This window comes from Pseudomonas alvandae (genome assembly GCF_019141525.1).
GTDB lineage: Bacteria > Pseudomonadota > Gammaproteobacteria > Pseudomonadales > Pseudomonadaceae > Aquipseudomonas > Aquipseudomonas alvandae.
The window spans coordinates 4,295,094-4,321,317 of record NZ_CP077080.1; the positions used below are offsets into that span (position 1 = coordinate 4,295,094).

At 63.4% G+C, this 26,224-nt stretch carries 23 protein-coding genes; 15 read left to right on the forward strand and 8 right to left on the reverse strand.

The window, feature by feature from the left end:
* The first annotated feature begins 1 nt into the window (after nucleotide 1).
* The 14 genes from nuoE (at nucleotide 2) to KSS97_RS19010 (ending at nucleotide 14,640) form a co-directional block, all read left to right on the forward strand.
* Entirely contained in the window at nucleotides 2-499 is a 498-nt protein-coding gene (nuoE, locus tag KSS97_RS18945) for an NADH-quinone oxidoreductase subunit NuoE (protein ID WP_003180060.1), read from the forward strand.
* Nucleotides 496-1,854 carry an NADH-quinone oxidoreductase subunit NuoF gene (gene nuoF, locus KSS97_RS18950; RefSeq protein WP_030141320.1) on the forward strand — a complete coding sequence of 453 codons (1,359 nt, stop codon included), beginning with the start codon at nucleotides 496-498 and terminating at the stop codon, nucleotides 1,852-1,854. Before nuoE ends, nuoF begins: the two co-directional genes overlap by 4 nt.
* Nucleotides 1,855-1,996: 142 nt before the next feature.
* A complete protein-coding gene (nuoG, locus tag KSS97_RS18955) occupies nucleotides 1,997-4,711 on the forward strand; it encodes an NADH-quinone oxidoreductase subunit NuoG (RefSeq protein ID WP_217859901.1) in 2,715 nt (904 codons plus the stop codon).
* Nucleotides 4,708-5,715, forward strand: coding sequence for an NADH-quinone oxidoreductase subunit NuoH (gene nuoH, locus KSS97_RS18960; RefSeq protein WP_030141318.1), 1,008 nt, complete (start codon nucleotides 4,708-4,710; stop codon nucleotides 5,713-5,715). Before nuoG ends, nuoH begins: the two co-directional genes overlap by 4 nt.
* Before the next feature lie 11 nt (nucleotides 5,716-5,726).
* Nucleotides 5,727-6,275: an NADH-quinone oxidoreductase subunit NuoI gene (gene nuoI / locus KSS97_RS18965; RefSeq protein WP_003180051.1), complete on the forward strand. Its 549-nt coding sequence runs from the start codon at nucleotides 5,727-5,729 to the stop codon at nucleotides 6,273-6,275.
* Nucleotides 6,276-6,284: 9 nt separating this feature from the next.
* Entirely contained in the window at nucleotides 6,285-6,785 is a 501-nt protein-coding gene (gene nuoJ, locus KSS97_RS18970; protein ID WP_030141317.1) for an NADH-quinone oxidoreductase subunit J, read from the forward strand.
* 4 nt (nucleotides 6,786-6,789) lie between these two features.
* The gene (nuoK, locus tag KSS97_RS18975; protein ID WP_003180046.1) at nucleotides 6,790-7,098 is read left to right on the forward strand and encodes an NADH-quinone oxidoreductase subunit NuoK; all 309 of its coding nucleotides are present in this window, start codon (nucleotides 6,790-6,792) and stop codon (nucleotides 7,096-7,098) included.
* Complete coding sequence (nuoL, locus tag KSS97_RS18980; protein ID WP_217859902.1) at nucleotides 7,095-8,948, forward strand: NADH-quinone oxidoreductase subunit L; 1,854 nt, start codon at nucleotides 7,095-7,097, stop codon at nucleotides 8,946-8,948. The genes nuoK and nuoL overlap by 4 nt, the downstream gene beginning before the upstream one ends.
* Before the next feature lie 39 nt (nucleotides 8,949-8,987).
* On the forward strand, nucleotides 8,988-10,520 hold the full coding sequence (nuoM, locus tag KSS97_RS18985) for an NADH-quinone oxidoreductase subunit M (RefSeq protein ID WP_217859903.1): 1,533 nt from the start codon (nucleotides 8,988-8,990) through the stop codon (nucleotides 10,518-10,520).
* Between the two features lie 7 nt (nucleotides 10,521-10,527).
* Nucleotides 10,528-11,991, forward strand: coding sequence for an NADH-quinone oxidoreductase subunit NuoN (gene nuoN, locus KSS97_RS18990; RefSeq protein WP_217859904.1), 1,464 nt, complete (start codon nucleotides 10,528-10,530; stop codon nucleotides 11,989-11,991).
* Between the two features lie 253 nt (nucleotides 11,992-12,244).
* Complete coding sequence (locus KSS97_RS18995; protein WP_030141313.1) at nucleotides 12,245-12,517, forward strand: CopG family ribbon-helix-helix protein; 273 nt, start codon at nucleotides 12,245-12,247, stop codon at nucleotides 12,515-12,517.
* Entirely contained in the window at nucleotides 12,517-12,792 is a 276-nt protein-coding gene (locus tag KSS97_RS19000) for a type II toxin-antitoxin system RelE/ParE family toxin (RefSeq protein WP_198796045.1), read from the forward strand. The genes KSS97_RS18995 and KSS97_RS19000 overlap by 1 nt, the downstream gene beginning before the upstream one ends.
* 63 nt (nucleotides 12,793-12,855) lie before the next feature.
* Nucleotides 12,856-13,965: an NAD(P)/FAD-dependent oxidoreductase gene (locus KSS97_RS19005; RefSeq protein WP_217859905.1), complete on the forward strand. Its 1,110-nt coding sequence runs from the start codon at nucleotides 12,856-12,858 to the stop codon at nucleotides 13,963-13,965.
* A gap of 198 nt (nucleotides 13,966-14,163) precedes the next feature.
* The gene (locus KSS97_RS19010; protein WP_030141310.1) at nucleotides 14,164-14,640 is read left to right on the forward strand and encodes a PA2171 family ribosome-binding persister protein; all 477 of its coding nucleotides are present in this window, start codon (nucleotides 14,164-14,166) and stop codon (nucleotides 14,638-14,640) included.
* Nucleotides 14,641-14,693: 53 nt separating this feature from the next.
* On the opposite strand, the gene KSS97_RS19015 is transcribed toward KSS97_RS19010, so the two are convergent.
* The 7 genes from KSS97_RS19015 to KSS97_RS19045 all read right to left on the reverse strand — a co-directional run bounded on the left by KSS97_RS19015 (nucleotide 14,694) and on the right by KSS97_RS19045 (nucleotide 21,499).
* Nucleotides 14,694-15,572, reverse strand: coding sequence for a LysR family transcriptional regulator (locus tag KSS97_RS19015; RefSeq protein ID WP_217859906.1), 879 nt, complete (start codon nucleotides 15,570-15,572; stop codon nucleotides 14,694-14,696).
* 247 nt (nucleotides 15,573-15,819) lie between these two features.
* Nucleotides 15,820-16,449 carry an isochorismate family cysteine hydrolase YcaC gene (gene ycaC, locus KSS97_RS19020; protein ID WP_030141308.1) on the reverse strand — a complete coding sequence of 210 codons (630 nt, stop codon included), beginning with the start codon at nucleotides 16,447-16,449 and terminating at the stop codon, nucleotides 15,820-15,822.
* Nucleotides 16,450-16,593: 144 nt separating this feature from the next.
* Nucleotides 16,594-18,432 carry an amidohydrolase gene (locus tag KSS97_RS19025; protein ID WP_198796073.1) on the reverse strand — a complete coding sequence of 613 codons (1,839 nt, stop codon included), beginning with the start codon at nucleotides 18,430-18,432 and terminating at the stop codon, nucleotides 16,594-16,596.
* A 118-nt stretch (nucleotides 18,433-18,550) separates the two neighbouring features.
* A complete protein-coding gene (locus KSS97_RS19030) occupies nucleotides 18,551-19,189 on the reverse strand; it encodes an antibiotic biosynthesis monooxygenase (protein ID WP_198796042.1) in 639 nt (212 codons plus the stop codon).
* The gene (locus tag KSS97_RS19035; protein WP_030141305.1) at nucleotides 19,182-19,595 is read right to left on the reverse strand and encodes a DoxX family protein; all 414 of its coding nucleotides are present in this window, start codon (nucleotides 19,593-19,595) and stop codon (nucleotides 19,182-19,184) included. The genes KSS97_RS19030 and KSS97_RS19035 overlap by 8 nt, the downstream gene beginning before the upstream one ends.
* Nucleotides 19,592-20,545, reverse strand: a complete 954-nt coding sequence (locus tag KSS97_RS19040; RefSeq protein ID WP_030141304.1) for a LysR family transcriptional regulator — start codon at nucleotides 20,543-20,545, stop codon at nucleotides 19,592-19,594. Before KSS97_RS19040 ends, KSS97_RS19035 begins: the two co-directional genes overlap by 4 nt.
* A 132-nt stretch (nucleotides 20,546-20,677) precedes the next feature.
* Nucleotides 20,678-21,499 (reverse strand): alpha/beta fold hydrolase, encoded by an 822-nt coding sequence (locus KSS97_RS19045; protein WP_030141303.1) that lies wholly within the window; start codon nucleotides 21,497-21,499, stop codon nucleotides 20,678-20,680.
* A gap of 348 nt (nucleotides 21,500-21,847) precedes the next feature.
* On the opposite strand from KSS97_RS19045, the gene KSS97_RS19050 reads away from it, so the two are divergent.
* Entirely contained in the window at nucleotides 21,848-24,646 is a 2,799-nt protein-coding gene (locus KSS97_RS19050) for an ATP-binding protein (protein WP_217859907.1), read from the forward strand.
* On the opposite strand, the gene KSS97_RS19055 is transcribed toward KSS97_RS19050, so the two are convergent.
* The gene (locus KSS97_RS19055; RefSeq protein ID WP_217859908.1) at nucleotides 24,593-26,083 is read right to left on the reverse strand and encodes an ATP-binding protein; all 1,491 of its coding nucleotides are present in this window, start codon (nucleotides 26,081-26,083) and stop codon (nucleotides 24,593-24,595) included. The two genes, KSS97_RS19050 and KSS97_RS19055, sit on opposite strands and share 54 nt — an antisense overlap.
* Nucleotides 26,084-26,224 lie beyond the last annotated feature (141 nt).

Here is a 26,224-nt window from a genome sequence, read left to right on the forward strand (position 1 = left end):
CATGAACAGCACGCTTATCCAGACAGACCGTTTCGCCCTGAGCGAAACCGAGCGCTCGGCCATCGAGCACGAGCTGCATCACTACGAAGACCCGCGCGCGGCGTCGATCGAAGCCCTGAAGATCGTCCAGAAGGAACGTGGGTGGGTGCCTGACGGCGCGCTCTACGCCATCGGCGAGATCCTTGGCATCCCGGCCAGCGACGTCGAAGGCGTTGCTACCTTCTACAGCCAGATTTTCCGCCAGCCGGTAGGCCGCCACATCATCCGCGTCTGCGACAGCATGGTCTGCTACATCGGCGGCCACGAATCGGTGGTCAGCGAGATCCAAGGCAAGCTGGGCATCGGCCTGGGCCAGACCACCGCCGACGGCCGCTTCACGCTGCTGCCGGTGTGCTGCCTGGGCAACTGCGACAAGGCACCGGCGCTGATGATCGACGACGACACCTTTGGTGACGTCAAGCCGGATGGCGTCGCCAAACTGCTGGAGGGCTACGTATGACCCTGACTTCCTTCGGGCCCGCCAACCGCATCCAGCGTTCGGCCGAAACCCATCCCCTGACCTGGCGCCTGCGTGACGACGGCGAGGCAGTCTGGCTGGACGAATACCAGGCGAAGAACGGCTATGCCGCCGCGCGCAAGGCATTCGCCGACATGGCCGCCGATGACATCGTCCAGACCGTGAAAGACGCCGGCCTCAAGGGCCGTGGCGGTGCGGGCTTCCCCACCGGCGTGAAGTGGGGCCTGATGCCCAAGGACGAGTCCATCAACATCCGCTACCTGCTCTGCAACGCGGACGAGATGGAACCCAACACCTGGAAGGACCGCATGCTGATGGAGCAACTGCCCCATCTGCTGATCGAAGGCATGCTGATCAGCGCCCGTGCGCTGAAGACCTACCGTGGCTACATCTTCCTGCGCGGCGAGTACACCACCGCCGCCAAGCACCTGAACCGTGCCGTGGAAGAAGCCAAGGCCGCAGGCCTGTTGGGCAAGAACATCCTGGGCAGCGGCTTCGATTTCGAACTGTTCGTCCACACCGGCGCCGGGCGTTACATCTGCGGTGAAGAAACCGCGCTGATCAACTCCCTGGAAGGCCGCCGCGCCAACCCGCGCTCCAAGCCGCCCTTCCCTGCCGCCGTTGGCGTGTGGGGCAAGCCGACCTGCGTGAACAACGTCGAGACCCTGTGCAACGTGCCGGCGATCATCGCCGACGGCGTGGACTGGTACAAATCCCTGGCCCGCGACGGCAGCGAAGACATGGGCACCAAGCTCATGGGCTTCTCCGGAAAGGTCAAGAACCCTGGCCTGTGGGAACTGCCGTTCGGCGTCACCGCGCGCGAGCTGTTCGAGGACTACGCCGGCGGCATGCGCGACGGCTACAAGCTCAAGTGCTGGCAGCCCGGCGGCGCCGGTACCGGCTTCCTGCTGCCGGAACACCTGGACGCACAAATGTACGCCGGCGGCATCGCCAAGGTCGGCACCCGTATGGGTACTGGCCTGGCAATGGCGGTGGACGACAGCGTCAACATGGTCTCGCTGCTGCGCAACATGGAGCAGTTTTTCTCCCGTGAATCCTGTGGGTTCTGCACCCCTTGCCGCGATGGCCTGCCCTGGAGCGTCAAGCTCCTGATGGCCATCGAGAAAGGCCAAGGCCAACCCGGCGACATCGAGACCCTGTTGGGCCTGGTGGGTTTCCTCGGCCCAGGCAAGACCTTCTGTGCTCACGCACCGGGTGCCGTGGAGCCGTTGGGCAGCGCGATCAAATATTTCCGCCCTGAATTCGAGGCCGGCATCGCGCCAACCCGCGCGGGCGACCTCAATCAGGTGGTCACGCCGACCATGGTCGGCGCGTAACGACGCTTAAAAAGGCGATGGGTCCGTGCCCTTCGCCTTTCGTTCGATGACGCCTTTTCACCGAGGCTGTTTGGATTCGGACGAATGACAAGATTCCATTAGCCACGCCCGCTGACACCGGGCCAACGAAGAACTTTGAACCATGGCCACTATCCACGTAGACGGCAAAGAGCTCGAAGTCGATGGCGCAGACAACCTGTTACAGGCATGTCTGTCGCTGGGCCTCGACATTCCTTATTTCTGCTGGCACCCCGCCCTTGGCAGCGTTGGCGCCTGTCGCCAATGCGCAGTCAAGCAGTACACCGACGAGAACGACAAGCGTGGTCGGATCGTCATGTCCTGCATGACCCCCGCCACCGACGGCAGCTGGATCTCCATCGACGACGAAGAAGCGAAAGTGTTTCGCGCCAGCGTCGTCGAATGGCTGATGACCAACCACCCTCACGACTGCCCGGTCTGTGAAGAAGGCGGACACTGCCACCTGCAAGACATGACCGTGATGACCGGCCACAACGAGCGCCGTTATCGCTTCACCAAGCGTACCCACCAGAACCAGGACCTCGGCCCGTTCATTTCCCACGAGATGAACCGCTGCATCGCCTGCTACCGCTGCGTGCGTTTCTACAAGGACTACGCCGGCGGCACCGACCTGGGCGTATTCGGCGCCCACGACAACGTGTACTTCGGTCGCGTTGAAGACGGCACCCTGGAAAGCGAATTCTCCGGCAACCTCACCGAGGTCTGCCCGACCGGTGTGTTCACCGACAAGACCCACTCCGAGCGCTACAACCGCAAGTGGGACATGCAGTTCGCACCGAGCATCTGTCATGGCTGCTCCAGCGGTTGCAACATCAGCCCGGGCGAGCGCTACGGCGAACTGCGTCGCATCGAAAACCGCTACAACGGCTCGGTGAACCAGTACTTCCTGTGCGACCGTGGCCGTTTCGGCTATGGCTACGTCAACCGCAAGGATCGCCCGCGCCAGCCGCTGCTGGCAGACGGCGCCAAGCTGAGCCTGGACGAAGCCCTGGACAAGGCCGCCGAACTGCTGCGCGGTCGCAACATCGTCGGCATCGGCTCGCCTCGCGCCAGCCTGGAAAGCAACTACGCCCTGCGTGAACTGGTCGGTGCCGAGCACTTCTACAGTGGCATCGAGGCCGGCGAGCTGGAACGCATCCGCCTGGTGCTGCAGGTACTCAAGGACAGCCCGCTGCCGGTGCCGACGATGCGCGACATCGAAGACCACGACGCGGTGTTCGTCCTCGGTGAAGACCTGACCCAGACCGCCGCCCGCATGGCCCTGGCCCTGCGCCAGTCGGTCAAGGGCAAGGCCGAGGACATGGCCGACGCCATGCGCGTCCAGCCATGGCTCGACGCCGCCGTGAAGAACATCGGCCAGCATGCGCTGAACCCGCTGTTCATCGCCAGTCTCGCTGAAACCAAGCTCGACGACGTGGCCGAAGAATGCGTCCACGCCGCCCCGGACGACCTGGCGCGCATCGGTTTTGCCGTGGCCCACGCCTTGGACGCCAGCGCCCCGGCCGTCGACGGCCTGGACAGTGAAGCCGCCGCCCTCGCCCAGCGCATCGCCGATGCCCTGCTGGCCGCCAAGCGTCCTTTGATCATTGCCGGCACCTCCCTGGGCTCCAAGGCGCTGATCGAAGCCGCCGCCAACGTCGCCAAGGCCCTGAAGCTGCGCGAGAAGAACGGCTCCATCAGCCTGGTCGTGCCGGAAGCCAACAGCCTTGGCCTGGCCATGCTCGGTGGCGAATCGGTCGATGCAGCCCTGCAAGCCGTGATCGACGGCAGCGCCGACGCCATCGTGGTGCTGGAGAACGATCTGTTCACCCGCACTGACAAGGCCAAGGTCGATGCTGCGCTGAACGCCGCCAAGGTTGTGATCGTCGCCGACCACCAGAAAACCGCCACCACCGACCGCGCCCACCTGGTATTGCCGGCGGCGAGCTTCGCCGAAGGCGACGGTACGCTGGTCAGCCAGGAAGGCCGCGCCCAGCGCTTCTTCCAGGTTTTCGACCCGCAATACCTGGACGCCAGCATCCTCGTCCATGAAGGCTGGCGCTGGCTGCACGCCCTGCGCGCCACCCTGCTGAACCGGCCGATCGACTGGACGCAACTGGACCACGTCACCGCCGCCGTCGCTTCGAGCAGCCCGCAACTGGCGCGCATCGTCGATGCCGCGCCGTCCGCCGCGTTCCGCATCAAGGGCCTGAAGCTTGCTCGCGAACCGCTGCGCTACTCCGGTCGCACCGCAATGCGCGCCAACATCAGCGTCCACGAACCACGCACCTCCCAGGACAACGACACGGCATTCTCGTTCTCCATGGAAGGTTACTCGGGCTCCGCCGAACCGCGCTCGCAAGTGCCGTTCGCCTGGTCGCCAGGTTGGAACTCGCCACAAGCCTGGAACAAGTTCCAGGACGAAGTCGGCGGTCACCTGCGTGCCGGTGATCCGGGTACTCGCCTGATCGAAAGCCAGGGCGATGGCCTGGGCTGGTTCGCCAGCGTCCCACGTGCCTTCAATCCGGCACCGGGCACCTGGCAGGTCGTGCCGTTCCATCACCTGTTCGGCAGCGAAGAGAACTCTTCCAAGGCCGAACCGGTGCAGGAACGCATCCCGGCCGCCTACGTGGCGCTGGCCAAGTCCGAAGCCGATCGCCTGGGCGTCAACGACGGTGCCCTGCTGAGCCTGAACGTGGCCGGCCAGACCTTGCGTCTGCCGCTGCGCATCAATGAAGAACTGGGCGCCGGCCTGGTGGCCCTGCCGGCTGGCCTGGCGGGTATTCCACCGGCGATTTTCGGCAAGACTGTCGACGGTCTGCAGGAGGCAGCGCAATGAGCTGGTTTACCCCTGAAGTGATCGCCGTGATCCTGACGGTCCTCAAGGCCATCGTGATCCTGCTGGCCGTGGTGGTCTGCGGCGCATTGCTGAGCTTCGTCGAACGTCGCCTGCTGGGCTGGTGGCAGGACCGCTACGGTCCGAACCGCGTTGGTCCGTTCGGCATGTTCCAGATCGCCGCCGACATGATCAAGATGTTCTTCAAGGAAGACTGGACCCCTCCGTTTGCCGACAAGGTGATCTTCACCCTGGCACCGGTCGTGGCCATGAGCGCCTTGCTGATCGCCTTCGCGATCATCCCGATCACCCCGACCTGGGGCGTGGCGGACCTGAACATCGGCCTGCTGTTCTTCTTCGCGATGGCTGGCCTGTCGGTGTACGCGGTGTTGTTCGCCGGTTGGTCGAGCAACAACAAGTTCGCCCTCCTCGGCAGCCTGCGGGCCTCGGCCCAGACCGTGTCCTACGAAGTGTTCATGGGCCTGTCGCTGATGGGCATCGTGATCCAGGCCGGCTCGTTCAACATGCGCGACATTGTCGAGTACCAAGCGCAGAACCTGTGGTTCATCATTCCGCAGTTCTTCGGCTTCTGTACTTTCTTCATCGCTGGCGTGGCCGTGACGCACCGTCACCCCTTCGACCAGCCGGAAGCGGAACAGGAACTGGCCGACGGTTACCACATTGAATATGCCGGCATGAAATGGGGCATGTTCTTCGTCGGTGAATACATCGGCATCATCCTGATCTCGGCGCTGCTGGTAACGCTGTTCTTCGGTGGCTGGCACGGTCCGTTCGGCATCCTGCCGCAACTGTCCTTCGTCTGGTTCGCCCTGAAGACCGCGTTCTTCATCATGCTGTTCGTCCTGCTGCGCGCCTCGATCCCGCGCCCACGCTACGACCAGGTGATGGATTTCAGCTGGAAATTCTGCCTGCCGCTGACCCTGATCAACATGCTGGTGACCGCTGCGATCGTTTTGATGAACGCGCCCGCGGCCGCGGTTCAGTGAGGATTTGACCCATGTTCAAATATATTGGCGACATCGTTAAGGGTACCGGTACCCAACTGCGAAGCCTGGTCATGATCTTCGGCCATGGCTTTCGCAAGCGCGACACCCTGCAATACCCGGAAGAACCGGTCTACCTGGCACCGCGTTATCGCGGTCGTATCGTCCTGACCCGCGACCCCGACGGCGAAGAGCGCTGCGTGGCCTGCAACCTGTGCGCCGTGGCGTGCCCGGTGGGTTGCATCTCGCTGCAGAAAGCCGAGACCGAAGACGGTCGCTGGTACCCGGACTTCTTCCGCATCAACTTCTCTCGCTGCATTTTCTGCGGCCTCTGCGAGGAAGCGTGCCCGACCACCGCGATCCAGCTCACGCCGGATTTCGAGATGGCCGAGTTCAAGCGTCAGGACCTGGTGTACGAGAAAGAAGACCTGCTGATTTCCGGTCCCGGTAAAAACCCTGATTACAACTTCTATCGTGTTGCAGGTATGGCCATTGCCGGTAAGCCGAAAGGCGCCGCGCAGAACGAAGCCGAACCGATCAACGTGAAGAGCTTGCTGCCTTAAGGAAGAAAGATGGAATTCGCTTTCTATTTCGCATCGGGTATCGCGGTGGTGTCCACGCTTCGTGTGGTCACCAACACCAACCCCGTGCACGCCCTGCTCTACCTGATCATTTCGCTGATCGCCGTGGCCATGACCTTCTTTGCCCTCGGTGCGCCGTTCGCCGGTGCCCTGGAAGTGATCGCCTACGCCGGCGCCATCATGGTGCTGTTCGTCTTCGTGGTGATGATGCTCAACCTCGGTCCGGCGGCGGTCCAGCAGGAACGCTCGTGGCTCAAGCCTGGCATCTGGGCGGGACCGGTGATCCTCTCCGCCCTGCTGCTCGGTGAACTGCTGTATGTGCTGTTCGCCCACCAGAGCGGCCAGGCCATCGGCCACACCACCGTGGGCGCGAAAGCCGTGGGCATCAGCCTGTTCGGTCCGTACCTGCTGGTGGTCGAACTCGCCTCGATGCTGCTGCTTGCCGCAGTCGTCACGGCGTTCCATTTGGGCCGTAACGAGGCGAAGGAGTAATCACATGCCTGCTATCCCTCTCGAACATGGCCTGGCAGTTGCCGGCATCCTGTTCTGTCTCGGTCTGGTCGGCCTGATGGTCCGCCGCAACATTCTGTTCGTGCTGATGAGCCTGGAGGTCATGATGAATGCCTCCGCCCTGGCCTTCATCGTCGCGGGCGCTCGCTGGGCGCAACCGGATGGACAGATCATGTTCATCCTGGTGATCAGCCTGGCAGCCGCCGAGGCCAGTATTGGCCTGGCGATCCTGTTGCAGCTGTATCGCCGCTTCCACACTCTCGATATTGACGCTGCCAGCGAGATGCGCGGATGAACCTTCTTTTCCTGACTTTCATATTCCCCCTCATCGGTTTCCTGCTGCTGTCGTTCTCCCGTGGACGCTGGTCGGAAAACCTTTCGGCGCTGGTTGGCGTGGGTTCCATCGGCCTGTCCGCCATCGTCACGGCCTACGTGATCTGGCAGTTCAACGTCGCCCCGCCGGAAGGTGGCGCGTACGTGCAGGTGCTGTGGCGCTGGATGGCGGTAGAAGGCTTTACGCCGAACTTCGCCCTCTACCTGGACGGCCTGTCGGTGACCATGCTCGGCGTGGTGGTCGGCGTGGGTTTCCTGATCCACCTGTTCGCCTCCTGGTACATGCGCGGTGAAGCCGGTTACTCGCGTTTCTTCGCCTACACCAACCTGTTCATCGCCAGCATGCTGTTCCTGGTGCTCGGCGATAACCTGTTGTTCCTGTACTTCGGCTGGGAAGGCGTGGGCCTGTGCTCGTACCTGTTGATCGGTTTCTACTACAGCAACCGCAACAACGGTAACGCCGCACTCAAGGCCTTCATCGTCACCCGCATCGGCGACGTGTTCATGGCCATCGGCCTGTTCATCCTGTTCCAGCAACTGGGCACGCTGAATATCCAGGAACTGCTGGTCAAGGCACCCGAGCACTTCAAGGCCGGTGACTTCTGGATCGTCCTGGCGACCCTGATGCTGCTGGGCGGCGCCGTCGGTAAATCCGCGCAACTGCCGCTGCAAACCTGGTTGGCGGACGCGATGGCCGGCCCGACGCCGGTTTCGGCACTGATCCACGCCGCGACCATGGTGACCGCCGGTGTCTACCTGATCGCCCGTACCCACGGCCTGTTCGCCCTGGCGCCGGACATCCTGCACCTGGTCGGTATCGTGGGCGGCGTGACCCTGGTGCTGGCTGGTTTTGCCGCACTGGTCCAGACCGACATCAAGCGCATCCTCGCCTACTCGACCATGAGCCAGATCGGCTACATGTTCCTGGCCCTGGGCGTCGGCGCCTGGGAAGGCGCGATCTTCCACCTGATGACCCACGCCTTCTTCAAGGCCCTGTTGTTCCTCGCCTCCGGTGCGGTGATCGTGGCCTGCCACCACGAGCAGAACATCTTCAAGATGGGCGGCCTGTGGAAGAAACTGCCGTTGGCCTACGCCAGCTTCATCGTTGGCGGCGCGGCCCTGGCGGCCCTGCCATTGGTCACCGCCGGCTTCTACTCCAAGGACGAAATCCTCTGGGAAGCGTTCGCCAGCGGTAACCAGGGTCTGCTTTATGCCGGCCTGGTGGGTGCGTTCATGACCTCACTGTACACCTTCCGCCTGATCTTCATCGCGTTCCACGGTGAGGCCAAGACTGAAGCCCACGCCGGCCACGGCATTGCCCATTGGCTGCCGCTGTCGGTGCTGATCGTGCTGTCGACCTTCGTCGGCGCCATGATCACCCCACCGCTGGCCGATGTGCTGCCGCAAAGCGTCGGCCATGCCGGCGGCGAAGCCAAGCACAGCCTGGAAATCGCCTCGGGTGCCATCGCCCTGGCGGGTATCCTGCTGGCCGCCCTGCTGTTCCTGGGCAAGCGTCGCTTCGTCACGGCCATCGCCAACAGCGGCATCGGGCGTTTCCTCTCGGCCTGGTGGTTCGCTGCCTGGGGCTTCGATTGGATCTACGACAAACTGTTCGTTAAGCCATACCTTGCGATCAGCCACATTCTGCGCAAAGACCCGCTCGACCAGACCATTGGCCTGATCCCGCGCATGGCCAAGGGCGGCCACACCGCCCTGAGCCGTACCGAGACCGGTCAACTGCGTTGGTATGCGGCTTCCATGGCGGCTGGCGCCGTGCTGGTTATCGGCGCCATCGTGCTGGTAGCGGTCTGATATGAACCTTGCGAACTTGCGAAAGGAAACGAGCCCGTCATGATTCTGCCCTGGCTAATCCTGATCCCCTTCATCGGCGGCCTGCTGTGCTGGATGGCGGAGCGTTCCAGCTCTACCCTCCCGCGCTGGATTGCGCTGCTGACCATGTCCCTGGAACTCGCGCTCGGCCTCTGGCTGTGGGCGACCGGCGACTATTCATTTGCACCGGCCCCTGGCGCCGATCCGACCTGGGCGCTTGAGTTCAAGCACACCTGGATCGAGCGCTTCGGCATCAGCGTGCACCTGGCCCTCGACGGCCTGTCGCTGCTGATGATCCTCCTGACCGGCCTGCTGGGTATCCTCTCGGTGCTCTGCTCCTGGAAAGAGATCCAGCGTCACGTCGGTTTCTTCCACCTGAACCTGATGTGGATCCTGGGCGGTGTCGTCGGCGTGTTCCTGGCGCTGGACCTGTTCATGTTCTTCTTCTTCTGGGAAATGATGCTGGTGCCGATGTACTTCCTCATCGCGCTCTGGGGTCACAGTTCGTCGGACGGCAAGAAGACCCGGATCTACGCGGCGACCAAGTTCTTCATCTTCACCCAGGCTTCCGGCCTGATCATGTTGGTGGCGATCCTTGGCCTGGTCCTGGTGAACTTCAACAACACTGGCGTGATTACCTTCAACTACGCCGACCTGTTGAAAGTGCAGATGTCCAAGACCACCGAGTACGTGCTGATGCTGGGCTTCTTCATCGCCTTCGCGGTGAAGCTGCCGGTGGTGCCGTTCCACTCCTGGCTGCCGGACGCCCACGCCCAGGCACCGACCGCCGGTTCCGTGGACCTGGCCGGTATTCTGCTGAAGACGGCGGCCTACGGCCTGCTGCGTTTCGCCCTGCCGCTGTTCCCGAATGCCTCGGCCGAGTTCGCGCCGATTGCCATGACCCTGGGCCTGATCGGGATTTTCTACGGTGCGTTCCTGGCGTTCGCCCAAACCGACATCAAGCGCCTGATCGCGTTCTCCAGCGTCTCGCACATGGGCTTCGTGTTGATCGGGATCTACTCCGGCAGCCAGCTGGCCCTGCAAGGCGCGGTGATCCAGATGCTGGCCCACGGCCTGTCGGCGGCGGCGCTGTTTATCCTCAGCGGTCAGTTGTACGAGCGCCTGCACACCCGTGACATGCGTGAAATGGGCGGCATCTGGTCGCGCATCGCCTACCTGCCGGCGATCAGCCTGTTCTTCGCGGCCGCGTCCCTGGGCCTGCCGGGTACTGGCAACTTCGTCGGCGAGTTCCTGATCCTGATCGGCTCGTTCGTCAGCGCCCCATGGATCACCGCGATTGCCACGTCCGGCCTGGTGTTCGGTTCGGTCTACTCGCTGATCATGATCCACCGCGCCTACTTCGGTCCGGCCAAGTCGGACGAAGTGCTGCGTGGCATGGACGGTCGCGAACTGATCATGGTGCTTGGCCTTGCGGTGCTGCTGGTTTACCTCGGCGTCTATCCGCAGCCGTTCCTCGACACTTCCGCCGCCACGATGCATGGCGTGCAGCAGTGGCTCGGCACCGCCTTCTCTCAACTCGCTTCGGCCCGGTAAGAGCGCTATGGAATTCACGATTCAACACTTTATCGCGCTTGCGCCGCTGTTGATCACCAGCGCCACGATCATCGTGGTGATGCTGGCGATCGCCTGGCGCCGCAATCACGCACAGACCTTCCTGCTGTCGGTGGCGGGGCTGAACCTGGCCTTGCTGTCGATTCTGCCGGCCCTGAAAGTCGCGCCATTGGCGGTCACGCCGCTGATCCAGATCGACAGCTTCGCGTGCCTGTACATGGCGCTGATCCTCGTCGCCACCCTCGCCTGCGTCACCCTCGCCCACGCCTACCTGGGTGATGGCGGTTCGGGTTACCCGGGCAACCGCGAAGAACTGTACCTGCTGATCCTGATGGCCGCCGCCGGTGGCCTGGTCCTGGTCAGCGCGCAGCACCTGGCCAGCCTGTTCATCGGCCTGGAGCTGCTGTCGGTGCCGGTCTACGGCCTGGTGGCCTACGCCTTCTTCAACAAGCGCTCGCTGGAAGCCGGCATCAAGTACATGGTGCTGTCGGCGGCCGGTTCCGCGTTCCTGTTGTTCGGCATGGCCCTGCTCTACGCCGAAGCCGGCACCCTGAGCTTCGTCGGCATCGGCCAGGCCCTGGCGGCCACCGGCCTGCCTAGCCCGATCGCGCAACTGGGCCTGGGCATGATGCTGATCGGCCTGGCGTTCAAGCTGTCGCTGGTTCCGTTCCACCTGTGGACCCCGGACGTGTACGAAGGCGCCCCGGCGCCCGTGGCGGCGTTCCTCGCCACCGCGTCGAAAGTGGCGGTGTTCGCGGTCATGGTGCGGCTGTTCCAGATCTCGCCAGTGGCGAGCAGCGGCGTGCTGAGCAACGTGCTGACCATCATCGCCATCGCGTCGATCCTGTTCGGTAACCTGCTGGCACTGACCCAGAGCAACCTCAAGCGTCTGCTGGGTTACTCGTCCATCGCCCACTTCGGCTACCTGCTGATCGCCCTGATCGCCAGCAAGGGCCTGGCCGTGGAAGCCATCGGCGTGTACCTGGTCACCTACGTGATCACCAGCCTCGGCGCCTTCGGCGTGATCACCCTGATGTCCTCGCCGTACAACGGCCGCGACGCCGACGCCCTGTACGAATACCGCGGCCTGTTCTGGCGCCGTCCGTACCTGACCGCCGTGCTGACCGTGATGATGCTGTCCCTGGCCGGCATCCCGCTGACCGCCGGCTTCATCGGCAAGTTCTACATCATCGCCACCGGCGTCGAGGCTCACCAATGGTGGCTGGTCGGCTCCCTGGTGCTGGGCAGTGCCATCGGCGTGTTCTACTACCTGCGCGTCATGGTCACCCTGTACCTGATGGAACCGAACCTGCGTCGCCACGATGCCGAGTTGCACTGGGAACAAAAGGCAGGCGGCGTGATGCTGCTGGCTATCGCCATCCTGGCGTTCTTCCTCGGTGTGTATCCGCAGCCGTTGCTGACCTTGGTTCAGCAGGCTGGGTTGACCGGCTGATTGCCTGAGCGTCATCGGTAACAAAAATGCCCGTATCGTGAGATGCGGGCATTTTTTTTGGCTGCTCTATCACAAGGCGTGATAGCCGGCCGGCCTTGGCTCAGCCAGACTCAGGCGATTGATGCTGACACCTTATTCAATATGATTTATTTTGCTGCTCATAGCTTCAAAATTAATCACCTATACTCAGCCTTCGAGAGTGACTGCTTCAGAAGACTGGCTCCTACTGTCGATTGCCAAGGAGAAATCCACCATGACTACCACTGCGAAGACCCGATCGGTCACGGCTCATGTCCCGGTCCACCTGGCCGAGAAAGTCGACCTGATGGCCGAGCGACTCGAGCGCTCCAGGAATTGGATCGTCAAACAGGCGTTATCTGCCTGGATCGACCAGGAGGAGGAGCGAAGCCGGCTGACCCATGAAGCGTTGGCGGACGTGGACGCTGGCCGAGTAATTGACCATCAGGCTGTCCAGGCTTGGGCCGACAGTCTCAGCACCGACGCCCCGTTACCGGTACCGCGCTGATGGAGTTGAAGTGGACCAGCAAGGCGCTTTCCGACATTGCTCGACTTTATGAGTTTCTGGCTTCGGTAAATCAACCCGCCGCCGCGCGGACCGTGCAACAACTCACGGCAGCGCCCAGCTCTCTGCTGGTTAACCCGCGAATTGGTGAACGCCTGGAAGAGTTCGAACCTCGAGACGTACGCAGAATTCAGGTCGGCCATTACGAAATGCGCTATGAAATAGTCGGTTCTACCCTTTACCTGCTACGCCTTTGGCACACCCGTGAGGATCGATGACTTGGGCTTGACCAACCAGACCACCGTCGCGCAGAAGCTGTTTTGATTTTGGAGGCCGCTGCGTTGAGCGTCGATATCGAGTGCGTAGTGGTCGGCGCAGGCACCGTCGGCCTGGCCGTGGCGCGGGAGATGGCACAGGCCGGGCATGAAGTGCTGGTGATCGAAGCAGGCGATGCCATCGGCACGGGCATCAGTGCGCGCAATTCCGAAGTGATCCATGCCGGGCTTTATTACCCGCCCGGCAGCCTCAAGGCGCAGTTGTGCGTCGAGGGGCGGCGACGGTTGTATGAGTATTGCGACAGCCACGGCGTCGAGACTCGCCGGCTGGGCAAGCTGATCGTGGCCAAGGATCAGGCACAGTTGGCCGGGCTTGAGACGCTGCTGGCGCGCGGCCTGCTCAACGGCGTCGACGATCTGCGTCTGCTCGATCGAAAGCAGGCACAGGCGCTGGAACCGGAGCTGTCCTGTGTCGGCGCGTTGTACTCGCCCTCTACCGGAATCGTTGACGTCCATGCCTTGATGCTGGCGCTGCAGGGCGATGCCGAGGCGGCCGGCGCCAACGTGGTGTTTCGCACGCCCTTGCTGGAGGCCCGGGTTATCGACGAGGGCTTCAGCCTGGTGTTGGGCGGCACGGCGCAGATGACATTGTCCTGCCGGCAATTGATCAACGCCGCCGGCCTCCAGGCCCCTGCCCTCGCCCGCCGGATCGAAGGCCTCGACCGGCATTGGGTGCCTGATGAATACCTGTGCAAGGGCAACTACTTCCAACTGTCCGGGCGGGCGCCGTTCCGCCATCTGGTCTACCCCGCGCCGGAAGCGGCCGGCCTGGGCATTCACATGACCCTCGACCTGGCCGGCCAGGCGCGCTTCGGTCCTGACACCGAATGGGTCGATACGGAAGATTACCGAGTGGATCCGGCTCGAGCCGAAGCCTTTTACCAGGCCATTCGAAATTACTGGCCAGGCCTGCCCGATCAGAGCCTGCAACCGGCCTACAGCGGGATCCGCCCGAAAATTTCCGCACCGGGGGAACCGGCTCGGGACTTTCTGATCAGCGCTGCCGCCGAGCATGGAATACCGGGTCTGATCAACCTGTTCGGCATCGAATCGCCCGGACTGACATCTTGCCTGGCGCTGGCGGAACGGGTTCGGCAACAGATCGACAACACCTGACCCGGCAGCGCAAAGTGCAAGGCGTTTTAACCGCCGCTCATGCAGCCTGCACGATGACAAAACTCGACTCCGTCATAACTAACTGTTTTTAAAGAGAATTTAAAAGCGACTCGGCTGGCACGAGGGATGCACCTTTCCTGTCACGTGGCGTCGGCGCTCGAAGCCGGCCCGCATCCGTGAATGACCGAGGAGCAGCACATGAACGCCATCGACCTGTTGAAAGCCGACCATGAACGCGTCAAAGCCATCCTCACTCAGTTGAGTGAATCCACTGATCGCGCCGTCAAGAAACGCACCGAGCTGCTGGCGAAGCTGGAAATGGAAGTGACCATCCATACCCGCCTCGAAGAAGAAATCCTCTACCCGGCCTTCAAGCAGGAAGGCGGCAAGGAAGAAGCCGAGATGTACTACGAAGCCAAGGAAGAGCACCGCACCGTCGACTCGCTGGTGCTGCCGGACCTGAAAACCACCGATCCTTCCCAGCCTGAATTTGCGGGCCGGGTGAAGGTGGTCAAGGAGCTGCTGGAGCACCACATCGAGGAAGAAGAAAAGGAAATGTTCCCGAAAGCCAAGAAGGTGCTGGGCAAGGCCAAGCTGGACGCCTTGGGCGAACAGATGGAAACCATGAAGGCGCAGTACAAGAAAGAACTGAGCAGCGCCAACCTCGCCGCTTGATCACGGGCCGCGGACGCTTCAGCCGCCGATCGGGGGTTGAAGCGTCCGGGCTTTCATAACATCTGTTCGCGCAGAAACTCCACCAGCGCCTGCACCGGGCGCGAAGCCTGGCGATGTTGCGGGTAGACCGCCGACAGCGCCAACGGCTCGGTTTCAAAGCCCTCCAGCAGCTTGACCAACCGCCCGTCCTTCAACGCCTCACCAAGGATGAAGGTCGGCAGGTAGGTGATCCCCATACCGGCGATCGCCGCATCCCTGAGCAGGTCGCCGTTATTGGCCCGCATCCGCCCCGCCACTTCCAGGACCAGCGGTTTGCCATTTCCCTCGAAACGCCACTGCACCTGACGGCTGTGTCCATAGGGCAGGCAGTCGTGATTGCGCAGGTCTTCAGGTCGTGCGGGCGTGCCGTTCTCCGCGAGATAGGCCGGGCTGGCGCAGTACACCCGTTCGATGCTCGCGATGCGCCGGGCGATCAGGGTTGAATCCTCCAGCACGCCGATCCTCAGCGCCAGGTCGTAGCCCTCGCCCAGCAGGTCCACCGAGCGATCGCTCAGGTCCACCTCGACGCTAACGTCCCGGTAGCGCTGCAAGAACTGCGGCAGCAGGCAGCCCAGGTGCGCCACGGCGAACGACAACGGCGCGCTGAGTCGAATGGTCCCGCGCGGCTCGCTGGTCTGGCCGCTGATGCCCTGCTCCACTTGCTCGACTTCACTGAGCAGGCGCAACGCCGCCTCGTAGTAGCGCTGGCCGAGCGGCGTCACGTCCAGCCGTCGCGTCGAGCGGTTGAGCAGGCGCACGCCCAGCCGTTGCTCCAGTTCCATGAGCTTGCGGCTGACGAATTGCTTGGACAGTCCAAGCTTGTCCGCCGCCGCCGTGAAACTGCCTGACTCCATGACCTGGGCAAATATGCGCATTTCTTCGAAGGGGTTCATTGTCATTCCGTGGGTGGGACTTAGAAACATCCAAGCCAAATACAAAACCTGTGGCGAGGGGATTTATCCCCGCTGGGCTGCGTAGCAGACCCAATAACTAACCATGTGAACATTCTGACACACCGAGTAAGCCTATTTTGGGGCTGCTGCGCAGCCCAGCGGGGATAAATCCCCTCGCCACAAGGGTGCTTCGGCAGACAAAAAGATGCCCGCACATTGGCGGGCACCTGTTCAGCCAGGACGCTGCTTACTTGGCCGTCAGCGCCGAGTAGCTGTTCATCAGGTTGCGGTAGTTCGGAATGCGCTGGGACAGCAGGTTGCCCAGGCCTTCGATGTCGTTGCGCCAGTCGCGGTGCAGCTCGCAGGCCACCGAGAACCAGTTCATCATCTGCGCGCCCGCAGCAGTCATGCGCACCCAGGCGGCTTGCTGCACGGTTTCGTTGAAGGTACCCGAGGCGTCGGTCACGACGAATACGTCGAAACCTTCCGCCAGGGCCGACAGGGTCGGGAATGCCACGCAGACATCAGTCACCACGCCAGCGATGATCAGTTGCTTGCGGCCAGTGGCCTTGATCGCCTTGACGAAGTCTTCGTTGTCCCAGGCGTTGATCTGGCCTGGACGTGGAATGTACGGCGCGTCCGGGAACATTTCCTTGAGCTCCGGCACGATCGGGCCGTTAGGGCCTTGTTCGAAGCTGGTGGTCAGGATGGTTGGCAGGCCGAAGAATTTAGCCAGGTCAGCCAACGCCAATACGTTGTTCTTGAACTCGTTGGGCGAGAAATCCTGGACCAGGGAGATCAGGCCAGTCTGGTGATCGACCAGCAGGACCACCGCGTCGTCTTTGTTCAGGCGGTTGTAGGCGGGAACGTTGCTCATGGGATGACTCCTTTGGGATGGATGTTACAGCCCCCATGTGGGAGCGGGCTTGCTCGCGAAGGCGTCGTCACATCCAACAACCTTGCAAGCTGACACACCGCTTTCGCGAGCAAGCCCGCTCCCACAGGGGAATATGTTTGTCAGTCAAAAGGCAAAGCAGGAACAGCCAAACGCGCCCCAGAAACCCTGGAAGTCGCTGACCGGGACGTTCGACAAGCGCGCCCGTTCGTGGCTGTGGGAGTGCACCGTGCACGGACCGCTGCACTGGTGGACCTGGGCCTGCAACGGTGAGGTCGGACGCCAATGGCCCGGGACCTTGACCACTGGCGACCAGTCCGGCAGCACCGGGACGCTGGCCGGGCCGAGTTTTTCAAAGTCGCCGGCGGCGTAGACCACCTTGCCGTCGACCACGGTCAGCACCGACTCGATCCATTTGATGGCTTCTTCCTCGACGCTGAAGAAGTCCGCGCTCAGGGCCGCCAGGTCCGCCAGTTGGCCGACCTTGATCTGGCCTTTCTTGCCCTGCTCGGACGAGAACCAGGCGCTGCCATGGGTGAACAGTTCCAGGGCCGTCAGGCGCGGCAGGCCTTCTTCGTGCAACGACAGGCCGCCAACGGTACGACCGCTGACCATCCAGTACAGCGAGGTCCACGGGTTGTAGCTGGAGACGCGGGTGGCGTCGGTGCCGGCGCCCACCGGCACGCCTTCGGCGAGCATGCGCTTGATCGGCGGCGTGGCCTCGGCCGCCTTGGCGCCGTAGCGATCAACGAAATATTCGCCCTGGAAGGCCATGCGGTCCTGGATTGCGATACCGCCGCCCAGTGCTCGCACGCGTTCGATGTTCTTCGGCGTAATGGTCTCGGCGTGGTCAAAGAACCATGGCAGGCCGTTGAACGGGATGTCGCGGTTGACCTTCTCGAACACGTCGAGCATGCGGCTGATGGATTCGTCATAGGTCGCGTGCAGGCGGAATGGCCAGCGCTGTTCCACCAGATGACGAACCACCGGTTCCAGGTCCTGCTCCATGCCTGGCGGCAGGTCCGGGCGCGGTTCGAGGAAGTCTTCGAAGTCCGCTGCGGAGAACACCAGCATCTCGCCGGCGCCGTTGTGCCGCAGGAAGTCGTCGCCCTGGTGCAGCTTGACGCTGCCGGTCCAGTTCTTGAAGTCGGTGAGTTCTTCCTTGGGCTTCTGGGTGAACAGGTTGTAGGCGATGCGCACCGTCATCTGTTGCTCGCGGGCCAATTGCTCGATCACCGCGTAGTCGTCCGGGTAGTTCTGGTAGCCGCCACCCGCGTCGATGGCGCTGGTCAGGCCCAGCCGATTGAGCTCGCGCATGAACTGGCGGGTGGAGTTGACCTGGTATTCCAGCGGCAGCTTCGGTCCCTTCGCCAGCGTCGAGTAAAGGATCATCGCGTTGGGACGCGCCACCAGCATGCCGGTCGGATTCCCGTTGGCATCGCGAACAATCTCGCCACCGGGCGGGTTCGGCGTGTCGCGTGTGTAGCCGGCCACGCGCAGGGCGGCGCGGTTGAGCAAGGCGCGGTCGTACAGGTGCAACACGAACACCGGGGTATCGGGCGCGGCCTGGTTGAGTTCTTCCAGGGTCGGCATGCGTTTTTCGGCGAACTGGAATTCGTTCCAGCCGCCCACGACGCGTACCCATTGTGGCGTCGGCGTGCGGTCGGCCTGGTCCTTGAGCATGCGCAAGGCATCGGCCAAGGACGGCACACCTTCCCAGCGCAGTTCCAGGTTGTAGTTCAAGCCGCCACGGATCAGGTGCAGGTGCGAGTCGTTGAGCCCGGGAATGACGGTGCGGCCCTTGAGGTCGATGACCTGGGTGCCGCTGCCACGCAAGGCCATGGCCTCGGCGTCGGTGCCCACGGCGACGAAGCGCCCCTGGCTGATGGCAACCGCGCTGGCGCGAGGCTTTTCGCGATCGACGGTGTGGAATTGGCCATTGAACAGAATCAGATCGGCGTTCATCGGGTTTCCTTGTGAATGGGAAGAAGCAAGGGACAGGCGCGGCCAGAAAGCCGCGGCGGCGCTGAGCAACGATCCGGCGGCGAGCAGTTGGCGGCGCAGCGGATCGGTTGGATCGTCGTTATTGGCCATGGCCGGGCTCCAGGTGTTCGTGGGCCTTGGACGCTTCCAACCATGGCGCGAACAGGCGGGTCGCCAGCGGCATGCACACGTACACCACCGAAAGCACGATGGTCACGGTGATCAGGAACGTGGCGACCACGTAGTTGGACAGGAACGCGTTGAGTTGCAGCAGCGGGCCCCAGAGCAAGGGCACCAGCAGCGTGTGCGGCAGGATGACGAACAGCGTCACCACCGATTGTTTCCAGCGTGGTGGCGGCGTAGCGGCATCGGCCAGCGGGGCGAACCAGAATTCCTTGTGGGAGGCGACTTCAGTCTGGTCGCCGTCGGCCAGCAGCGGCGTGGCCTCATTCACCAATTCGCGGCGCTCGGACGAGTCCAGCCAGCGCTGCATGGCCTCGGTGGAACAGAAACGCAGCACGCAGGTAAACAACGACAATCCGCCCTGCTTGCCCCGGACCACATCCACGCCCAGGTGCCCCGGCCACTGGCCGGCAACGCTGACGATGCGCCGCAACCAGGCTTCATAGGCGCCGTCCTGGCCGGCCTTGATCCGGTGCTTGACCACCAGCGTGACGATTTCGTCGGAACCGGGCATGGCCGGCTTCGCGGTGGATTCGAGGGTTGGGGATTCAGACATGGCGAAGCACTCCATCAAAACGCGTGTTCATCGCCAGGCGGCCGGGGCCGGCAATGAATACGCTGGTAAATATGATCAGCAGTAACCAGCCGAACTGCCCTTCTTCCAGGCTCCACTGCGGATGCACCACCAGCAGCGCCACGGCCAGCAGGAACAGGATCGGCAGGCACGCCAGGCGCACCAGCACGCCGGCCATGATCAGCAACGGACACAGCACCTCGGCGAAAATCGCCAGGATCAGCGTGGGTGCCGCGCCGAGGTGGAACGGGTCTTCGATGCGGGTCAGTTCGGCGCTGTAGTTCAGCAACTTGGGCAAGCCATGCACCCACAGTAGGAACAACGCGCCGCTCAGGCGCAGGAACAGCAGGCCCAGGTCCTGCATGCGGCGTTCATCAGTGCTATTCATCGGTGGGCTCCGGCCGGGTCCGTCGAGACGGCCGCGGCGGCAGGCAACGGTTGGGACATGTGGGTGGCGATGCGCGAACGCAGCCAGCGCTCGGCGGGGTCGTTGTCATGCACGCCGCTCCAGACCATCGACAACTCGGCGGCATTGATTTCGAACGGCGGGTCTTCGGCGCGTAGCGCACAGCCTTCCACCAGCGCACAGGCGGCGTAGTCGGGAACGGTGGCGATCAGCTCGGTGCCGGCCAGCAAGGCCCGCAGGCCGCTGAATTGCGGTACCGCCAGCACGACCTTGCGCGCCCGGCCGATGCGGGCCAGGTCCAGGTCGATGTTGCCGCTCAGGTCGCCCGAAAACGAGACCATGGCGTGGGGACGCGAACAGTACTCGTCCAGGGTCAACGGCCCGGGGCGGTTGTCGCCGCGCAAGACCTTGCAGGGAATGTCCCGCAGTTTCTTGCGCTTGGCATTGGCCGGCAGGTCGGTGGTGTAGCTGACGCCGACGCTGATCTCGCCGCTGGCCAGCAGCGACGACATCAGAAGGAAATTGGCCCGGCGCACCACGACGATGATGCCCGGCGCTTCTTCGCGCAGTTGACTCAGCAGTGGCGGAAACAGACCGAACTCGGCATCGTCCGACAGACCGACGCGGAACACGTCGCAACTGGTGGACGGGTCGAACGCCTTGGCCCGGCTGACCGCGCTGGAAATGGTGTCCATGGCCGGCTGCAGTTCCTGCAGGATCGCCAAGGCCCGCGGCGTGGGTTCCATGCCCCGGCCGTGACGGATCAGCAGCGGGTCGTCGAACAGATCCCGCAGCCGCCCGAGCGCCGCGCTCACCGCCGGCTGGCCCATGAACAGCTTTTCGGCGACGCGGGTCAGGTTCTTCTCGAACATCAATGCCTCGAAGATCACCAGGAGGTTCATGTCGAGACGGCGTAAATCGTTGCGGTTCATGGGTGTCGTTCCTGTTCAATACCGAACCTGTGGGAGCGAGCTTGCTCGCGATGGCGGTGAGTCAGCTTGCATCGATGTTGAATGTGATGACGCCATCGCGAGCAATCTCGCTCCCACAGGTTTGCGCCCTGATCAGCCTCGGATGAACGCCAACAGGTCAGCGTTCAGTTGGTCCTTGTGGGTGTCGGTCAGGCCGTGGGGCGCGCCTGGGTAAACCAGCAGCTGCGAATTCTTGAGCAACTTGGCGGCCGCGATGCCGGCGGTTTCGATCGGCACCACCTGGTCGTCATCGCCATGGACCACCAGGGTCGGCACGTCGATGTTGCGCAGGTCTTCGGAAAGGTCGGTCTCCGAGAACGCCTTGATGCAGTCGTAAGTGTTCTTGTGGCCGGCAAGCATGCCTTGCATCCAGAACCAGTCGATCATGCCCTGGGAAACTTTGGCGCCCGGACGGTTGGCACCGAAAAACGCGCTGGCCACGTCCTTGTATAGCTGAGAACGGTCGGCCAGGGAGGCTTGGCGGAAGCCGTCGAAGACTTCGATGGGCAGGCCGCCAGGGTTGGCCGGGGTCCTGAGCATCAACGGGGTGACGGCCGAGATCAGGCCGAGCTTGGCGACGCGGGCGGCGCCATGACGACCGATGTAGCGCGCCACTTCGCCACCGCCGGTGGAGAAACCGAGCAACACCGCGTCCTTGAGGTCCAGGCGCTCGATCAGTTCGGCCAGGTCATCGGCGTAAGTGTTCATGTCATTGCCATCCCACGGCTGGCTGGAACGCCCGTGGCCACGGCGGTCGTGGGCAATCACCCGGTAGCCGTTGGATGCGAGGAACATCATCTGCGCCTCCCAACTGTCGGAGTTCAATGGCCAGCCGTGGCTGAAGACCACCGGTTGGCCAGTGCCCCAGTCCTTGTAGTAGATCTCTGTGCCGTCGCGGGTGATGAACGTGCTCATGACATGACTCCTTGAGGTGGGTGGATCGCTCAATGGTCCGGCCAGGGGAGATATTTGCGTGAGTTAAACGTTGTTAATTTTTTCGGAACTGACGTGCTTTTGTGGCGAGGGAGCTTGCTCCCGCTGGGCTGCGCAGCGGCCCCGGGATTGTCGCCTCGGTGTGCCGGATTGATTGGGAAACGAGGGTTTTTGGGGCCGCTTCGCGGCCCAGCGGGAGCAAGCTCCCTCGCCACGGGTTTGGCGTTGCGCAGGGACATGGCAACACCACCCGCCGTTGCGCTTGACATAAAACCTGAGGAATATAGTCGGGTACAGCCCATCTCCAGGGGACAGAACCATGAGCACGCCATGAGCCAATACCTCAGCCTGCCCGTCGAGAAGACGGTGCATTTCGGCCCCTATCGGGTCCATCCGCGCCAGCGCCTGGTGTTGGAGGGCGGGCAGCCGTTGCGCCTCGGGCGGCGGGCGGTGGAGATTCTGCTGGTACTGCTCGAACACGCCGGCCAGGTGGTGAGCAAGCAGGAATTGATCGCCCGTGTCTGGCCCAAAAGCGTGGTGGAAGACACCAACCTGCGGGTTCACGTGGCAGCCCTGCGCAAGGCCTTGGGCGACGGACAGGCTGGCCAGCGCTACATCGTCACCGTGGCGCAGCGTGGCTACAGCTTTGTCGCGCCGCTCAGCTGCGAACCGCCCGAGCAACTGGCCCGTATCCCCCACCCTTCCCTGGCAGGCAACCTGCCGCCGCGCCGCACCCGCGTGATCGGACGCCAGGGCCTGGTGGAAAGCATGGTCGCCCAGTTGCCGCGAAAACGCTTTATCACCCTGGTCGGCAGTGGCGGCATCGGCAAGACCACCGTTGCCTTGCGCGTCGCCGAGCGGCTGATCGGACATTACCGTGATGGCATCTATCTGCTGGACCTGGGCTCGCTCAACGACCCGGCCATGATCGCGCCGAACCTCTGCGCCCTGCTGGAGCTGTCGCCGCAAGACGGCGCACCGCTTGAAACGATCCTCAGACCGCTCAAGGATCGCCATTTCCTGCTGGTGATCGACACCTGCGAGCATTTGATCGACGCCGTCGCCCTGCTCTGCGAGACCTTGCTGCGCGGCGCTCCTCACCTGCACATCCTGGCCACCAGCCGCGAGGGCTTGCGCGCCGAGGGCGAGCATGTGCAGCGCCTCGAGTCCCTGGCGCTGCCGCCCCGGGGAATGGCCATCGAAGGCTATCCGGCCCTGGAATACCCGGCACTGCAACTGTTTGCCGAGCGGGCGATGGCCAGCCAGGACGACTTCGAGCTGACCGACCATCAGGTCCCGCTGGTCATCGACATCTGCCAGCGGCTGGATGGCATTCCCCTGGCCATCGAGCTGGCGGCCGCACAGGTGGGACGCTTCGGGCTCGAAGAGCTGCGCCGCCAATTGCAGGACAGCGTCGCCCTGCTCGTCCACGACAATCACGCCAGCGCACCGCGCCAGCAAACACTGCGGGCCACCCTGGATTGGAGCTTCGCGCTGCTCACCGCCTGCGAGCAGACTTGCCTGCGACGGTTGGCGGTGTTCATGGGCAACTTCAACCTGGCATCGGCGGCAGCGGTCATCGTCGGCCAGCATGTGGCGCCCGAACAGGTGCTGGTGTCGATCAGTCAACTGGTCGCCAAATCGCTGCTCAACGTCGAGATCGGTGACGAAGAGGTCCGCTATTGCCTGCTGGATACCACCCGCAGCTACGCCTTGGAGAAATTGATCGCGGCAGGCGAACTCGCCGCCAGCCAGGCGCGCCACGCCGAGCGCTGCCTGACGCTCATGGAACAGGCTGAAAAAGATTGGGAACAGACCCCGACGCGGTTGTGGATCGCGCGCTACGCGACCTACCGCGACGATATTCGCGCGGCGCTGGACCGAGGGCTGGGCCCGCACGGTTCCCACAGTGTGGCGATCCGCCTGACGGCGCGCACCCTGCCCCTCTGGCAGGAACTGTCACTTCTCAAGGAGCACGGTCTTTACGTCAACAAGGCCCGGGAACTGCTGCACGGCAGCGCCTCGCCATGCCCGAGGCTGACCCTCGCCCTGGAGCTGGCCCACGCCAGTCTCAACTACCACACCGAGGGCGGCACGCCCGCCACTGTCGCGGCGTTTGTCACGGCTCGGCGCCTCGCCCAACAGTATCAAGACCTGGCCGGTGAGCTGCGGGCCCTGTCCGGGCACATGACGGTCAACCTCAGTTGCGGCCGCTATCAGCAGGCGCTCGAACAGTGCGAGGACTTCGACCGGCTGGGGCTGCCGGGCGACCCGGTCATGTCGTTGAGCACCCAACGCCTGCGGGTGCTGGCGTTGCATTTCATCGGTGACCAGGGTGCGGCGCGGCACGATGCCGAGCAGGTCATCCAGCGCCTGGCCCAGAACGGTCACTTGAGCCGCTTCACTCACGGTTTCGGCGTGCAATACGAACAGAGCGTGGCGGCGCTGACGATCCTGGCGCGGATCCTCTGGCTCCAGGGCTTCCCCGAGAAAGCCCGGCGCACCGCCAACCTCGCCCTGCAGATTGCCCTGCAAATCAACCACGGCCTGTCGATCTGCTACACCCTGGCGGTGAGTGGTTGCGTGATCGCCCAGTACACCGGGGATTACTCCACCGCCCGGGAACGGCTCGATATGCTGAAACACCAGGCCCGGAAACACTCGGTGATGCTGTTCCATGACTGGGCCTGCCACTTCGAGCGCGCGTTCGACGGCGGGCCCCTCGAGGCGTGCCCGTCCCCTACCAGTCTTATCCAGGACATGGTCGTGACTGTCCGGCCGGATACCGTCAGCCCGACCCAGATCGAACGTGCCCACAGTGGCGCGGCGGGCTGGTGCTCGGCGGAGATCCTGCGTGCCGCCGCCGAAGCCTTGCTGGCACAGGGCGGTGCGGGTGCCGAAGCGCATTTGCTGGCCGCGCTGGCCGTGGCACGACGCCAAGGCGCGCGCGCCTGGGAGCTGCGCGGTGCCATCTCCCTGGCCCGCCTGCGGCAGCGGCAAGGTCAGGACGAGGCCGCGCACGACCTGCTCGGGCCGGTCTATCGAGGTTTTACGGAAGGGTTCGACACCCCCGATCTAACGGAAGCCGGCGTGCTGCTCCAGGCGCTGGCTCGTCGGCTCGGGTCGTGAATGGCGCAGCTGCCACGCGTTCTGGAGCACGTAGCGGCGCCGCAGCAAATGCCACTGGCCATTACGCCGCAATTTTTCCAGGGCATAGGCACGGGTGGTGTTCAGCAGATAGAACCGAGTCCCTTCGGCCCGTTGTTCGACCATCACCAGCGATTGCCTGACCAGCCGTGACAGCAGCCAGGGCAACCGCTCCATACCCAGGTCAGTGCAACTGATGACGGCCATCGCGGCTTTCAGGGAAAACGCCTGTTCAAACACCGCCAGTCTCTGGAACACCGTTTGTTCATCGCGACTCAAGCGCTCGAAGCTCCAGTCCAGCGCTGCCTCCAGGCTGCCGTGACGCGCCACGGCCGTGCGACGCCCGTGGCTGAGCACCGACAGACCGCCGTCCAATTGTTCCAGAACGCCAGCAACCCCCAGGACATCGACTTGGGCCGCCGCCAATTCCAACGCCAGCGGTACGCCATCCAGGCGCCGGCAAATCTGCGCGAGGAGCACCAGGTCACGCTCCCCCGGCGTGAAGCCTTGCTGTCGAGCGCCGACGCGATCCATCAGTAACTGCACCGCCGGGCACGCCAGCACCTGGTGATCCGGGTCGCGGGGCGACGCCACCGTCAGGCCGGGCAGTTGCAGGACATTTTCTTGCGCCAGATCGAGAATTTCACGGCTGCTGAACAACAGCGACACACCGGGGGCCGACGCACCCAGCATCAGGGCCAATTCCCGACAGGCCCCGAGCAAGTGTTCAACACCGTCGAGCACCAGCAACACCCGGCAGGATTGCAGTCGCTGCTCCAACGGTCCGTCTTCCAAACCGAGGGCATGGCAGATCCGCGGCGCAATCAGGCTCGGGTCGTTGATGTCGGACAAGTCAATGAACCAGGCGCCTTGGTCGAAATGCTCCAGCAGCAGCTCTGCTGCCCGCAGGACCACGGTGGTCTTGCCGACTCCGCCCGAGCCGGTGACGGTGGTCAGGGGCTGGCGCGGGACTTCGACAAGCAACCGCCCCAGCACTTTGTCGCGACCGATCACCGGGCTCAGGCGCGCCGGTAGATTGTGCCGCTCGCCCTGTTCGGCGTCGGGCCCGCCGGCACTCGGCTCGACAACCAGCGGCGCGGCAAAGCAGTAACCCTGGTGAGGGTGATTGAGGATGTAGCGTTTGCCATCCCGTCCGTCACCGAACGTTCGCCGCAGCGCCGCGATATGCACCCGCAGGTTGATCTCCTCCACCACGCTGTCAGGCCAGACGTGAGCGATGAGCGTCTGTTTGCTGACGAAGCTGCCGGCGTGCGCCACCAGCAGTTGCAGAATATCCAGGGCGCGACCGCCCAACGCCAGGGGTTGACCGTCGCGGGTAACCAGTCGCTGCTGTCGGTGAAAGACAAACGGACCGAAGCCCACCGTCTGTTCGGTGCCAGGTTTGACGAAGCTGTTCATGAGCGATCCTGCGCCAGATAACCGGTCCGGGCTTGGCGTTGCGAATCATCGCAGGCGTCTGCCCTGGCTCTTTGCGCATCCTTTCCAGAGGGTTCGCCCTTATCTTGGCAGCCACCCGCCAGAGAACAATGCTGGCACAGG

Bases quoted from the DNA above. Each gene is read 5' to 3' on its own strand.
- KSS97_RS19025 (WP_198796073.1), bottom strand. From the start codon at position 18,432: ATGAACGCCGATCTGATTCTGTTCAATGGCCAATTCCACACCGTCGAT.
- nuoG (WP_217859901.1), top strand. From the start codon at position 1,997: ATGGCCACTATCCACGTAGACGGCAAAGAGCTCGAAGTCGATGGCGCA.
- KSS97_RS19010 (WP_030141310.1), top strand. From the start codon at position 14,164: ATGAACGCCATCGACCTGTTGAAAGCCGACCATGAACGCGTCAAAGCC.
- KSS97_RS18995 (WP_030141313.1), top strand. From the start codon at position 12,245: ATGACTACCACTGCGAAGACCCGATCGGTCACGGCTCATGTCCCGGTC.
- nuoN (WP_217859904.1), top strand. From the start codon at position 10,528: ATGGAATTCACGATTCAACACTTTATCGCGCTTGCGCCGCTGTTGATC.
- nuoJ (WP_030141317.1), top strand. From the start codon at position 6,285: ATGGAATTCGCTTTCTATTTCGCATCGGGTATCGCGGTGGTGTCCACG.
- nuoM (WP_217859903.1), top strand. From the start codon at position 8,988: ATGATTCTGCCCTGGCTAATCCTGATCCCCTTCATCGGCGGCCTGCTG.
- KSS97_RS19015 (WP_217859906.1), bottom strand. From the start codon at position 15,572: ATGAACCCCTTCGAAGAAATGCGCATATTTGCCCAGGTCATGGAGTCA.
- nuoK (WP_003180046.1), top strand. From the start codon at position 6,790: ATGCCTGCTATCCCTCTCGAACATGGCCTGGCAGTTGCCGGCATCCTG.
- nuoE (WP_003180060.1), top strand. From the start codon at position 2: ATGAACAGCACGCTTATCCAGACAGACCGTTTCGCCCTGAGCGAAACC.
- KSS97_RS19030 (WP_198796042.1), bottom strand. From the start codon at position 19,189: ATGTCTGAATCCCCAACCCTCGAATCCACCGCGAAGCCGGCCATGCCC.
- KSS97_RS19000 (WP_198796045.1), top strand. From the start codon at position 12,517: ATGGAGTTGAAGTGGACCAGCAAGGCGCTTTCCGACATTGCTCGACTT.
- KSS97_RS19040 (WP_030141304.1), bottom strand. From the start codon at position 20,545: ATGAACCGCAACGATTTACGCCGTCTCGACATGAACCTCCTGGTGATC.
- KSS97_RS19035 (WP_030141305.1), bottom strand. From the start codon at position 19,595: ATGAATAGCACTGATGAACGCCGCATGCAGGACCTGGGCCTGCTGTTC.
- KSS97_RS19045 (WP_030141303.1), bottom strand. From the start codon at position 21,499: ATGAGCACGTTCATCACCCGCGACGGCACAGAGATCTACTACAAGGAC.
- nuoF (WP_030141320.1), top strand. From the start codon at position 496: ATGACCCTGACTTCCTTCGGGCCCGCCAACCGCATCCAGCGTTCGGCC.
- nuoL (WP_217859902.1), top strand. From the start codon at position 7,095: ATGAACCTTCTTTTCCTGACTTTCATATTCCCCCTCATCGGTTTCCTG.
- KSS97_RS19050 (WP_217859907.1), top strand. From the start codon at position 21,848: ATGAGCCAATACCTCAGCCTGCCCGTCGAGAAGACGGTGCATTTCGGC.
- ycaC (WP_030141308.1), bottom strand. From the start codon at position 16,449: ATGAGCAACGTTCCCGCCTACAACCGCCTGAACAAAGACGACGCGGTG.
- nuoH (WP_030141318.1), top strand. From the start codon at position 4,708: ATGAGCTGGTTTACCCCTGAAGTGATCGCCGTGATCCTGACGGTCCTC.
- KSS97_RS19055 (WP_217859908.1), bottom strand. From the start codon at position 26,083: ATGAACAGCTTCGTCAAACCTGGCACCGAACAGACGGTGGGCTTCGGT.
- nuoI (WP_003180051.1), top strand. From the start codon at position 5,727: ATGTTCAAATATATTGGCGACATCGTTAAGGGTACCGGTACCCAACTG.